General features: G+C 43.5%; 15 protein-coding genes. 5 read left to right on the top strand and 10 right to left on the bottom strand.

What is annotated here, in order from left to right:
* The 4 genes from ACXJGZ_RS06770 to ACXJGZ_RS06755 all read right to left on the bottom strand — a co-directional run.
* Positions 1 to 237 (bottom strand): hypothetical protein (locus tag ACXJGZ_RS06770; RefSeq protein ID WP_456321469.1); only part of this gene is annotated, 237 nt, incomplete at its 3' end.
* 41 nt (positions 238 to 278) lie between these two features.
* Positions 279 to 743, bottom strand: coding sequence for a hypothetical protein (locus ACXJGZ_RS06765; RefSeq protein ID WP_456321468.1), 465 nt, complete (start codon positions 741 to 743; stop codon positions 279 to 281).
* A gap of 139 nt (positions 744 to 882) precedes the next feature.
* A complete protein-coding gene (locus ACXJGZ_RS06760; RefSeq protein ID WP_293257652.1) occupies positions 883 to 1314 on the bottom strand; it encodes a secondary thiamine-phosphate synthase enzyme YjbQ in 432 nt (143 codons plus the stop codon).
* A gap of 273 nt (positions 1315 to 1587) precedes the next feature.
* Positions 1588 to 2481 carry a thiamine-phosphate synthase family protein gene (locus ACXJGZ_RS06755; RefSeq protein WP_456398730.1) on the bottom strand — a complete coding sequence of 298 codons (894 nt, stop codon included), beginning with the start codon at positions 2479 to 2481 and terminating at the stop codon, positions 1588 to 1590.
* A 214-nt stretch (positions 2482 to 2695) separates the two neighbouring features.
* On the opposite strand from ACXJGZ_RS06755, the gene pyrB reads away from it, so the two are divergent.
* Complete coding sequence (pyrB, locus tag ACXJGZ_RS06750) at positions 2696 to 3622, top strand: aspartate carbamoyltransferase (RefSeq protein ID WP_456398728.1); 927 nt, start codon at positions 2696 to 2698, stop codon at positions 3620 to 3622.
* A complete protein-coding gene (pyrI, locus tag ACXJGZ_RS06745) occupies positions 3619 to 4074 on the top strand; it encodes an aspartate carbamoyltransferase regulatory subunit (protein ID WP_293257661.1) in 456 nt (151 codons plus the stop codon). The genes pyrB and pyrI overlap by 4 nt, the downstream gene beginning before the upstream one ends.
* A gap of 78 nt (positions 4075 to 4152) precedes the next feature.
* On the opposite strand, the gene ACXJGZ_RS06740 is transcribed toward pyrI, so the two are convergent.
* The 4 genes from ACXJGZ_RS06740 to gdhA form a co-directional block, all read right to left on the bottom strand.
* Positions 4153 to 4740: a hypothetical protein gene (locus ACXJGZ_RS06740; RefSeq protein ID WP_456398726.1), complete on the bottom strand. Its 588-nt coding sequence runs from the start codon at positions 4738 to 4740 to the stop codon at positions 4153 to 4155.
* Between the two features lie 111 nt (positions 4741 to 4851).
* Complete coding sequence (locus ACXJGZ_RS06735) at positions 4852 to 5580, bottom strand: alpha-glucosidase (protein ID WP_293257664.1); 729 nt, start codon at positions 5578 to 5580, stop codon at positions 4852 to 4854.
* Positions 5581 to 5734: 154 nt separating this feature from the next.
* Entirely contained in the window at positions 5735 to 7303 is a 1569-nt protein-coding gene (locus ACXJGZ_RS06730; RefSeq protein ID WP_456398723.1) for a sodium:neurotransmitter symporter family protein, read from the bottom strand.
* A 318-nt stretch (positions 7304 to 7621) separates the two neighbouring features.
* A complete protein-coding gene (gdhA, locus tag ACXJGZ_RS06725; protein ID WP_456321610.1) occupies positions 7622 to 8881 on the bottom strand; it encodes a glutamate dehydrogenase in 1260 nt (419 codons plus the stop codon).
* A 409-nt stretch (positions 8882 to 9290) separates the two neighbouring features.
* On the opposite strand from gdhA, the gene ACXJGZ_RS06720 reads away from it, so the two are divergent.
* From ACXJGZ_RS06720 to ACXJGZ_RS06710, 3 genes are read left to right on the top strand one after another with little or no spacing between them, the layout of a single operon-like run.
* Positions 9291 to 9806, top strand: coding sequence for a winged helix-turn-helix transcriptional regulator (locus ACXJGZ_RS06720; RefSeq protein WP_293255010.1), 516 nt, complete (start codon positions 9291 to 9293; stop codon positions 9804 to 9806).
* Entirely contained in the window at positions 9803 to 10078 is a 276-nt protein-coding gene (locus tag ACXJGZ_RS06715; protein WP_456321608.1) for a hypothetical protein, read from the top strand. Before ACXJGZ_RS06720 ends, ACXJGZ_RS06715 begins: the two co-directional genes overlap by 4 nt.
* Position 10079: 1 nt before the next feature.
* A complete protein-coding gene (locus ACXJGZ_RS06710) occupies positions 10080 to 10310 on the top strand; it encodes a hypothetical protein (protein ID WP_293255016.1) in 231 nt (76 codons plus the stop codon).
* Here the strand turns inward: ACXJGZ_RS06710 and ACXJGZ_RS06705 are convergent.
* Positions 10307 to 10756, bottom strand: a complete 450-nt coding sequence (locus ACXJGZ_RS06705) for a universal stress protein (RefSeq protein ID WP_293255019.1) — start codon at positions 10754 to 10756, stop codon at positions 10307 to 10309. The genes ACXJGZ_RS06710 and ACXJGZ_RS06705 overlap by 4 nt on opposite strands.
* Positions 10757 to 10758: 2 nt before the next feature.
* Positions 10759 to 12039 (bottom strand): ArsB/NhaD family transporter, encoded by a 1281-nt coding sequence (locus ACXJGZ_RS06700; RefSeq protein ID WP_456326797.1) that lies wholly within the window; start codon positions 12037 to 12039, stop codon positions 10759 to 10761.
* Positions 12040 to 12123: the final 84 nt, after the last annotated feature.

Below are 12123 nucleotides of genomic sequence, written 5' to 3'. Positions count from 1 at the left end.
ATCTGAATAAATTATTTCAGCATACTGAGAACCATCATCTCCAAGATATACCAGCCCAATTCCCCGCTCATCGGAAAAGCTCCCGGTCGAGGTCACTAAAATAGTATAATCCTTCATTGGGAATACCGCGATCGCGCTATCATACTGGTCACCACCCCATGTAATGTAGCTTATTTGATATGCACTTCCCAGGGGGAGTATCATTAACAGCAAAAATATTGGAACTAATCTTCTCACGTGCATCACCAAAAATAATAGAACCTCAAACTAAATAAGGATTACCAAATTCTCCGCCGGTTTCCAAAAAACAAATCTCCGGGTTTTGTAAATTCCTCGGCCCTAAATTCATCATAAAACTCCGTAGTCTGCTCCGGAGTTAAGCGCTCAAGCTCCTCTGGAACCCCTTCAACAATGGCATACTCAAGTTCTTCTCCTTTTCTCGCAATTTCGAGCGTGTAAATCCTTTTTCTAAGACCCTCAGCCCTTTGGATTTCCCTAACAACTCCCGAAGTCAGCTTTCCAGCAATTGCTATTGCCACAAAAATATCGGATTCATCTATGAAATGCTCTGTCGGACGTAGTCCGTACTTGGAGGGCACTAGGATTCTTCCAGGAGAAAAGTGTTTTTCGAGAATTTCAACACAGGTTTTCTCGGTCCGCGTATTGTATAAGATCGTAGGTTCACTCATATAGAGCATTGTGCCGCCCTTTTCCTCCTTTTTCTTCCTCAAAAATCCAAGCATAAAACCACCTCAGGTGGGGATAAAACGTCTTCACCATTCCGCTGGGATGACACTCATCATCGGTCAATGGGTAGTATAGAAAACACCTTAAAAACCTAAGCCCCTATCGTAAACAGTAACAAAATATGGAGCCGGCTCCTCAGATATCCATCACACTACCAAAGCCAATAGCCTGGAGTATTATTTTCCTCCTCCGGGGTCTAACATCGAGTTCAACGAAAAATATCTTCTGCCATATCCCCCTTATGAGCTTTCCATTTGCCACCGGAAGCGTCAGCGAAGGGCCCAAAAGTGTTGCTCTCAGGTGAGAGTGTGCGTTGTTATCTATGATATCATGCCTGTAGCCGCCGCCTTTTGGAATGAGTTCCTCAAGGAGATGCCTGAAGTCCTCCAAAAGCCCTTCCTCATCTTCAATAGCAACAACAGCTCCCGTAGCACCGGGAACGAATATCAAGACCTGACCGTTTCTTATATCCGCCCTTTCCACAAAGTTCTCAACTTCCCTGGTGATGTTCACAAGGTCAATTTCCCCGCTCGTGGAAAAATGAAACTCCTCGGTTACAACTTTCATTCCACACCCACCAAACCAAATATCCGAACCCGAACCCTATTAAGTTTGTGCCCATATCAAAGAGTGAGAAGCTCCGAGAAGGTATGAAAATCTGCAGGGCTTCTAAGAGGACAGGAAAAATTAGAAATTTGAGCTCTCCTCCCGCAATGGCTCCCAAGATTAAAAATTCCATGAAATGAACGAATTTATCTCCATTTGGAACAGGAGAGGATGGTACCATGGGTGATAGGTTCAGAACAAAGAGCAGAAAAAGATAAAAGAGCAGAAGCTTCCTCATATGCAACTCTCCAGGGTTTTGATTTTATCGAGAACTTCCAAGGGGTTTTTTCCAAATATGTATACGCATGGTTCTATGCCAAAAGCCCCCCTATCCACAACTGCATCCAATTCCCCGTGCTCTTCAAATATGTTTCCTATGAGTTTGACAGTTCTATCCTCATCTCTATTCTTCTCTTCTATAACCTCAAATCTAAGCTCTGCCCTTTTTAGAGCTCCTTCAATACTCTCATCGAACTTTATATTTATCACGCTCCTTATTTCAGAAGCTTTTTTGGATAGTTCTATGAGAATTTTTGCCATATGCTCACTAGCACCGAACTCGGGAGGGAGGGCAAAAGCCTTACCCTTAACCCGGGTTATCCTGCCAGGAATTGCCGCAACATCCTCAACACCCTTTGGATTTGGAAGCGCATAAGCAAAATTGCTCCTGATTTCAGGGATTAGATTTAAGAAACGCTCATCTTTCAAAAGTTCCCCAAGCGCCAAATTCAGTACATCCAAAATCTCAACCTTGGAAGCCATTCCTCTAAAAATCTCGGAACACAGTGAGGGGTCTTTCAAATTTGCATATTTTAGGTACTCTTCACACAATTCTCCTTGAATCATGTCAAAGAATCTTCTAGAAGTATACTTAACGACCTCCTCCTCCGGAGCACCGTAGGCGATCATGTTCGAAATTTCCCCCGCCAGCCCCTCGATTGCTGCCTCAACCTTCTCATTTAAGGGTTTATATTTACCGGCGAGATACTTGCTCACCATCGCTTGAGTTATGCCCAGCTTTTCCGCTATTTGAGATTGAGTAAAGCCTCGCTCATAAAGGTTCTTTGCTATCTTCGCCCTCAGACTTGGGCTAACAACCTCCGCCCAAAACAAACAGGGAGTCCTCATTCCTTCACCCCAAGATAATTTTTCAAAACTGGGTTATAAGCCTTGCTCTTTGACTGGATACGTTTAGTTTCACCTCCTGTTCCTTAATCCGGGGGAATTTTCAACGCATAACACATCACACCAATGAAAGATACTACAAACACGCTCCCCTTTGACATATTCCTGTTAAAAAAGCTTTAAATAGTGGTGAAAATTTACACGTGATGGGCTTTTAATGTGGAAAGGTAGAGATGTTATAAGCATAAGGGATTTTAAGAAAGAGGATATAGAGCACGTTTTAAAAACTGCAGAAAGACTCGAGAGGGAACTCAAGGATGAAGGTGCTCTCAAGTATGCTGGCGGGAAGATTCTGGCAACGCTCTTCTTTGAGCCATCAACAAGAACGAGATTGAGCTTCGAGAGTGCAATGCACCGCCTCGGGGGGAGTGTGATAGGCTTTTCAGAAGCATCGAGCACAAGCGTCAAGAAAGGAGAGAGCTTGAGGGACACGATAAAAACGGTCGAGCAGTACAGCGACGTTATAGTTATCAGGCACCCAAAGGAGGGAGCCGCAAGACTGGCAGCTGAAGTGGCGGATATTCCTGTTATAAATGCCGGCGACGGCAGCAATCAGCATCCCACGCAGACGCTGCTCGATTTGTACACCATAAAAAGGACCTTTGGAAGGATTGATGGGCTCAAAATAGGACTTCTCGGAGACTTAAAATATGGAAGAACCGTTCACAGCCTGAGTGAAGCTTTAACTCACTATGATGTGGAGCTTTACCTAATTTCGCCCGAGCTCCTGAAGATGCCCAAACATATAGTGGAGGATCTCAGGGATAAAGGCGTTAAAATCTACGAGACGAGCGACCTTGAGAGCGTGATTCCAGAGCTTGATGTCTTATACGCTACGAGAATCCAAAAGGAGCGCTTCCCAGATGAGCAGGAGTATTTAAAGGTTAAGGGGAGCTATGTTATCACTCTAGATCTACTTAAAAATGCCAAGGAAAGTCTGAAGATAATGCACCCCCTACCGAGGGTGGATGAGATCCATCCAAGCGTAGATGCTTCAAAGCATGCGATTTACTTTAGACAGGTGTTCTCGGGAGTTCCCGTTAGAATGGCTCTTCTTGGTCTCACATTGGGGGTGGTAGAATGAGCGAGCTCAAAGTGACGGCCATTAAGGAAGGAACCGTGATAGATCACATACCCGCAGGGAAGGGCCTCAAAGTAATCCAGATCCTCAAACTCGATAAGCTGAACGGTGGGGCACTCCTACTGGCAGCGAATGTCCACAGCAAGAAGCTTGGAAAGAAGGATATAGTAAAAATCGAAGGGAGGTTCCTGAGCGAAGAGGAAGTGAATAAAATCGCGCTAATAGCCCCGAGTGCCACTGTTAATATTGTTAGGGAGTACAAAGTCGCGGAGAAGTTTCAAGTGGAAATTCCCAGCGAAATAGTGGGAATTTTAAGGTGCGCAAATCCGAACTGTGTCAGCAACCATGAGTATACAACGCCAAAGTTCTACGTAATCTCAAAGGAGCCTCTAAAGGTTCGGTGCCACTACTGCGAGAGGACTATGGAAGAGAAGGAGATTTTAGCGAACCTTTAAATTTTTCTTGACTCTTTCCTTTATATCCCTCATCACTCAATTCCCCAGAAGTCATAAAAATGAATACGAAAGGGAAGGCTATTCTTTAACCACATGAGGCAATGCCCTTAAAACAGGCAGAGCTACTAAAAAAGCCCCTAAAACGTCGACAAAAGTCTGTATTGCATTTGGAAGCGTTATCGCAAGCCAGAAGGGCATGTGTGTGAATTCTTCCACGACCGGGATCACCTGCTCCCTTGGGATGCCGAACCATATGGGAATTGCATAATAGTAATTCATAGCCATCATCAGAGGGGCTCTTATCGAGATTGCAATAATCAGGGTTAGGGCGATAAAAAACGTGGTTCTCTTTGAATCCAGATTCCTCAGCTCAATGCGTGTTAACTTTCTTGCTATTTCAAGTCCTATGAGAACACTGAATGTTGCTAAAAATTTCATGCTAGCTCCAAGCCATGAGGTTTGTGCCACCAAGCTCAGCCCCAAGAAGAGAAGGAGTAGACCAAGGAAAGTCTCCTTAAAGCCGTAGAGGAAGAATATAATCATTATGGGCACGGCAACAAAATCTATATCCATTCCCCAGGGGGTCTTGATTTTAAAGGGGGAGACCTGAAGCATTAAAGCCAGAGCCAGCATCAACCCTATTAGAGCAACTTCCTTCGCGTTCATGTTCCTCACCGAGAACAATTTTGTTCCAAAATTTATAAATGTTTGTTCCAAAAATAGAACAAAAGAGCTGCAGAGCCATGGCGTAATTATTGAAAAATGAAGAAGGGATACTCAAAGGAAGGCACTTCTGTGTTTGTAAAACATGTATGTTGCATATCCTAAGAACACCACATCGATCAATCCCAGCAACAGGAAGAGGAATATTATTACCTGGGCTACGCCGGGGGATGTTCCAAAGGCCTGTGCAACCGCGTTTATTTCTTCGGGGTTTCCTACAGCGTGAATACCATAGTTTATGGCATAAGCTCCTGTGATTATTGGGATTGGTGTTACCGCAAATGCCAGCATTAGTCCGGTATAGCCCCTCTTCTTCAGGCTTAGAAGGGAAAGTAAAACAGGTATGAGGAGGAGCAGTGAAGTGAACTTAAATCCCAGCGGGAACAGACCGGATATAATGAAAAACGATATTAAACCCCACAAATACGCTTTATATGCTCTATTAACGTACTTCATATAGCCGGCAAAGTCATATGGAGCAGCTTTTGAGTACCTCAAAATTGCCCTGACGTCCTTTACATATTCCTTTTCACCTAATCTTTCAACTGTTTTATTGTTTGTGGCATTCTTTAATTTTGTTGCCCTCTTTAAGAAGAAGCTCGCGAGCTTCTCGTTATCTATAACCACCTCCTCCTTAAGGGCAGAGAAGTTTTCTGCAGCTTCTCTAATCATTTTCAGCACTTTTTCCTTGTTCTTTGATGAGAGTGAGCTTAAATCTTCAACTTTCTTTTCCGTCTCTTTTAAAACTTGAACTATTTGGTCAAGAAGTTCTATGCTTTTCACAAGAATTCACCCCCAAAAAGATAAAAGAATAGGAAGGCTTTAAGCCTTTTGCCCAGCTTTCATTAATTTGCTAACTGCCAAGTACATCCAAATTAGGATTATTCCCCATGCAAATGCCATAAATGCGAGAGCACTGCCTTTCATTTTCATCACCTCACATTTTAATTATTACCTCGTTCTTCTCAAGCTCTTCGCCGTACTTCTTCTTGATGGCCATGTATGCTTCAATGGCACCTATGATAAGGATGAGGAACATCATGCCTCTAGCGAGCCATACCCAGCTGGCGTACTCTGGTTTAGCGACATAACTCGGTACTGCTTTGAAGTATCCCGCAGTGATATAATCTTTTGTTGTGAAGATAAGGAGTATTAGGGTGTAGATCGGGGCTACATAAGTTATAAGTGGCTTAATCCATCCTGGAACCTTAATGTATGCACCTTTGTGTAACTCCTCCCAGAAGTTCTCTGGCTTGAAGAGCCAGACTGCAACTATGATGTCAAAGAGTCCAAGAACTACTAAAAGATAGCTTCCTACCCAGCTATCAAGCTCCGTTAGGTAGTAGAGGTCCAATGTAGCTTTTGTTGGATCCAGAGCCACAGGAAGTCCCAATATCAAATAAAGTATAAACACAAATATTGCACCGGTCTTTCTGCTTATCTTCAAGTCCTCTTCTAATAGAGCGGTTAAATAGTTGTACATAGCTATAGCTGATGTGAAACCTGCGAACCAGAGTAACAGGAACCATACAGCACCGAAGAATTGACCAGCTGGCATGTTCATAAAGACATTTGGCAAGGCAATGTAAGCTAAACCTACACCTGCACTGATTCCTTTCTCACCCAAATAAGCGAATGCGATGGGTATAGCAATTGAACCACCCAATATAACTTCAGCAAATTCGTTGAGTGAAACTGTTGCTAAACCTGAGAGTGCAACGTCATCTTCTGGACCCAAGTATGAGGCATAGTTCTGTATGATACCCATACCTAAACTCAGCGTGAAGAATATTTGTCCAGCAGCGGCTAAAGCAGATTGCCAAGTTACTTCACTAAGTCTTGGTTCCCATAGGAACTCAAATCCTTTCATAGAGCTCCATTCTGGTTTAACTGGAGAGCCCAAAGTCAAAGATCTAATAACCAAGAGAATAGCTGCCACATAAAGCAAAGGCATCATGACTTTGACCCATCTTTCTATACCTTTACTAACACCTTGACCAACTGCAACTCCCAAGAGTGCCACTGATATCCCCCAGAACAGGAGCACCTGTCCAGTGTTGCCTAAGTAGTTAATTAAGAATTGAACGGAGTCCTTCCCAAAGTATGCTCCGGTTGCGCTGAAGTATGTATATGCTGCTGACCATCCTATGATGTGCAGATAATAGCTGTTGAGAAGTGTTGTAACTGAAAATGCCAGCATGCCACCAATAATACCAAATATCAATGCAGTTCTTGGCTTTAAACTCTCTCTTGACATTAAGTAGAATGTTGGTCCCAATGTACCGTGGCCGTACTTACCTCCGTATCTACCTTCGACCCACTCTACCCACATGATGGGTATACCCAAGAGGAACAGCGCCACAAAGTAGGGTATCATGAAAGCTCCGCCACCATTCTTAGCAGCTTGGTATGGGAATCTCCAGAAGTTTCCGAGACCTATTGCATTTCCTGCCATGGCTAAGATCAAACCAATCTTACTTGCCCATTTATCTCTTTGTTCAGCCATTTCCTTTCACCTCTATACGAAGTTCAACCAAATTTAACATCGATAGACAAATACATGCATTATATATAAACACGCAAACCATATAAAAAGCTTTCTCCTCCTCGATTTCGGCAAAAGACGATTTACTACAGAGTAAAATTATCAAAATTAAAAATTAGCATTCTGACAGATGATTTAAAAATACCTTAAGGCATTTTGACACATAACCAGTCTAGAAAGAGGAGACTTTATAAATGGGCTCAATAATTGCTCACAATTCCCATTAAAAATCGGCAGATGTGGAGTAGGAATATTAAAAGGAAGAAGGAAGAAAAGATATCACTTCTTAACCCATCCTCTGTCAAGCATTGCCTGGTAGACTCTCTGGACTGCAACTACATAAGCGGCATCTCTCATGTGGATGTTCTTCTCCTTGTGTGTGTTATAGACATCCCAGAATGCCTTTGTCATCTTCTTGTCGAGTTTCTCATAGACTTCCTCGAGTGTCCAGTAGTAGCCGTTTATGTTCTGCACCCACTCGAAGTAGCTGACTGTAACACCACCTGCATTGCACAGGAAGTCTGGGATCTGGAGTATGCCCTTCTCCTTGAGGATGTCGTCGGCTTCTGGGGTAACTGGGCCGTTAGCAACCTCGGCAACAATCTTGGCCTTTATCTTGTCGGCATTTTCCTTTGTGATGACTTCTTCGATGGCGGCCGGAGCGACGACGTCAACCTCAAGCTCTAAGAGCTCCTCGTTGGTTATGTTGGTTGCACCTGGGAAGTCCTTAACTGAGCCGTGCTCTCTCTTCCACTTGAGAACTTCGTCGGCGTTTAATCCATCTGGGTTGTAGATACCACCCTTGCTGTCACTCACAGCCACAACCTTCATGCCGTGCTCCTCGCTCATGATCTTAGCCATGTAGTATCCAGCGTTACCATAACCCTGGACAGCTATGGTCTTGCCCTTCAAGTCCATTCCGAGAGCCTTAGCGGCTTCCCTAACTGTGTAGGAAGCACCTTTAGCTGTGGCATCTCCCCTACCGAGTGAACCGCCTATGCTCAATGGCTTGCCCGTGATAACACCAAAAGCAGGAGCCTTGCGTCTCACAATTGCTTCATACTCATCCATCATCCAGCCCATTATCTGTGGGTTTGTGTAAACGTCAGGAGCTGGAACGTCTGTGTATGGACCGATGACATCGTAAATAGCTCTTATGTATGATCTGGCCAGTCTCTCCTTCTCCCTCGTGCTCAATTCCTTGGGGTTAACTATGATACCACCTTTGCCTCCACCGTAGGGTATGTCGACAACGGAGCATTTCCATGTCATCCAGGTGGCCAAGGCTTTAACGGTGCTAAGAGTTTCCTCTGGGTGCCATCTAATACCACCCTTTGTTGGACCCCTGGCCCAGTTGTGCTGAACTCTAAAACCTGTGAAAACTTTTACAGAACCGTCGTCCATTTCGAGTGGAACTGAAACCTCAACAATTCTCATGGGCTTCTTCATCCACTCCAAAGCCTCGTCGCTTATCTCCATAAACTGAGCAGCCCTTTCCAACTGCTTAACAGCCATTTCAAATGGGTCTATGTGTACCATATCTATTACCTCCCGCCAAATAAGTTAATCGGCGATAGAACTTTAGGCGATTACCTATATAAACCTTTCGCTAAAAAGCTTGGAAAACCCTTATTTCTAAACGAAAGGTTATGTATGAATATGATAAAGGAAACAAAAAATTTTAGGGCATTTTTTATTTTAACAGAGCCGTGATACACCTTATTTTACATGCAACAATGTTCATTAAAGTATATCAATGCTCCAAAATTTTAGACATGTGAAATATTTTTACCCAGAAAATCGTGCCGTTGGAGATAAATGATTAGCTTTTTGATGCCCTAATCCGTACATTAATCCAACCTCTGTTGTCCCGAGTGCCTCAGAAAACATGAAGAATTTTGTACCAAAAGCACATTAAATATAAACCATCACTCTTCTAATTGATATCATGGGTTCCACTAGAGAGCAGATACTTCAGTATATCAGCAGAAATCCGGGCATAACCTTCCGCAGGTTAGTGGATGAGCTTGGGATGGGCATAGGGAATGTCCAGTATCATCTCCATGTGCTTGAGAAAAGGGGATTGATCGTTTCAAAGAAGATGGGCGGAAAGAGATATCTATTCCCGAAGAACTTTGAAGGAAAATATGAACCGCTCCTAAGAGCGATATCCACAGAAACGCAGAGAAAGATACTCCTGCTGCTCTCCGAAGGCGAGAAAAACCAGAGTGAAATATCCTCCACCTTGAAGCTTTCCCCTGCAACCATAAATTATCATACGAAGCAGATGGAAAAGCTCGGACTGATAAAAAGAAATCGAAGAGGAAGAGAGGTGATATATCAACCCAATTTCGATATTGAAACATTAGTTAGGGTCATTAGTGAATACCGCCCCAAACTGTGGGATAAACTTGCGGATAAACTGATTGATATGATGGTGGAAATCAAAGGTGAAGAGGAATGATAGAAAACATCGGTCTAATCCTCGACATTGTTGTAATTGCAATCGCTTTAGTACTATTCCTAATTTCATGGAAGGCTTATAAGAAGAGCCATTTAAAGAGTATATTTTTCCTTCTGCTCGCATTTTTGTTTTTTGTGATAAAGAAGGTCCTTGAAAATGCCAACAAAATACTGCCAAATATTCAAAAGGAATCCTTAGATTTCACCGCCACAGTGATTGAGGTTTGTATACTGGGGCTGTTTTTCCTTGCAATAACCAAGAGAGGTGAGTGAAATGCCGCTGGGAATCTATGTCATGAAAGTGAAACCGGGAAGGGAAAAGGAAATTAAGAGGATCCTGCTGGAAGAATTTGGTTTTGATGAAGTACACATAGTAACGGGAACTTTCGACGTCATTGGGAAGATATTTCTACCCCTGTCCCGGAGGGGCTTTGAGGAGCTCAAAGACAACATACAAAAACTTGATGGGATAACAGAAGTGAAATACCTGGAAGCCCTGGATTAACGCACTATTAACATAGGGGGTTCTATCAGACCCGCGAGCTCCTCGAGCAGGCTTCCTATTCTCGTCTTTCCACTCTTTCCATAGGCTCCAAGCACCACGAGAGAGTATTTCCCGCTATTTGCTTCTTTCAATACCTCGTCCTTCGCTATGCCCTCCACTATTTTTATTGAACAGTTGATGCCTTCTCCCCTGCAGAATTCAAGCAGATTGGTTAGAATATCGTGTATATCCCTCTTCATGTTCTTCCATATCTCCCCCTCAAACCGCTCCAAATCATTGATATCGCCGCTTCTTGTGCTCAGGTTAAAAGCCATTGCCCTGGCTTCCCTTCTATCGAGCACAGAAAACAAAAAAATCTTTGCCTTTTTGCTCTTTGCAATTTTTATGGCATGGAGCGCCGCTTTCTGGCTCCACTTTGAACCATCAACAAGCACAAGTATCCTCACACTCACCACCACACATACCTTATCCAGAGGAGACCCACTCCAATGGCAACAGTAGCCATCATTATGAACATTCCTATTTTTAAAAAGTCTCCAAAGGTTATTTTAACCCCTTCCCTCTCGGCGATTCCAATTACCACGACGTTGGCAGATGCTCCAATGGCGGTTCCATTCCCTCCGAGGCAGGCACCCAAGCTCAAAGCCCACCACAGGGGGTAGATGTTTAAAGAGCCGCCCATGGCTTTTATTAATGGTATCATTGTTGCTGTAAAGGGAATGTTATCGATTATAGCCGATGCAAATGCCGAGAACCATGCTATAGCTATCAAAGCTTCGCCCTCTCCGACTATATGGGACGTTATCCAGTTAGCCAGCTGCCCTATTAATCCCGTTTCAACCAATCCTCCAACGATTATGAAAAGCCCTCCAAAGAAAAAGAGTGTTGCCCATTCCACCTTCTCCAGAACCTCCTCCGGCTTTTCCCTGCTCCAAAGCAAGATGAATGATGCTCCAAATAATGCCACGACCGCCGGTTCTACCCCAAGCCTATCATGGAGGAAAAACAGCATGACAACGAGGCCTATTGTGGCAATTGACTTCCGAAAGAGTGCTAAATCTTTGATAGCGGCTTTTTCATCAAGACGTTCTAGAGTTCTGTTTATCTTCTCCCTGTCCCTCTCATCCACTTTTAAGGCGCCTCTATATATAAAGTAAATCAGCACAATACTCACCAAAAGGTCAATAAATGCAATAGGACTCATATTTAGTATAAAGTCCATAAAACTCAGCTTTGCCGCGGAACCTATCATTATGTTCGGGGGATCTCCAATCAGTGTTGCCGCTCCTCCTATATTTGAAGCAAATATCTCCGATAGAAGAAAGGGCATGGGATTAATCTCCATGAGCCTTGAAATGTAAAGGAGCATTGGGGTCAAAAGGAGGACCGTAGTTACGTTATCAAGAAAAGAGCTTACAAGGGCGGTAACAACAGAGAAGAGAAGTAAAACACGTATGGGGCTTCCTTTTGCAAGCTTTGCAGTTTTTATGGCAAGATATTCAAAGAGTCCGCTGTTTCTTGCGGTGTTGACTATTATCATCATACCAGCCAGCAGAAATATGGTATCCAAATCCAGATACTCAGGAAGCTTCTCCCATGGTACGACCTTTAACATCATCACAACAGCAGCCCCAAACATTGCTGCAACTGTTCTGTGTATCCTTTCACTCATTATCAGCCCGTAGGTAAATAGGAAAACGGCTAGTGCTACCGCTTCCATTGTTATCATGCTATCACCTCAGTACACTATCGTAGGAATCTCAAGATGCTGGATTATTTTGAGAACAACAGGACTCAAGGGGGATGACTTGGT

Source organism: Palaeococcus sp. (in: euryarchaeotes) (assembly GCF_053987695.1).
The sequence above is the reverse complement of the archived record's forward strand: the minus strand, read 5'-3'. Positions and strand labels throughout refer to the sequence as shown.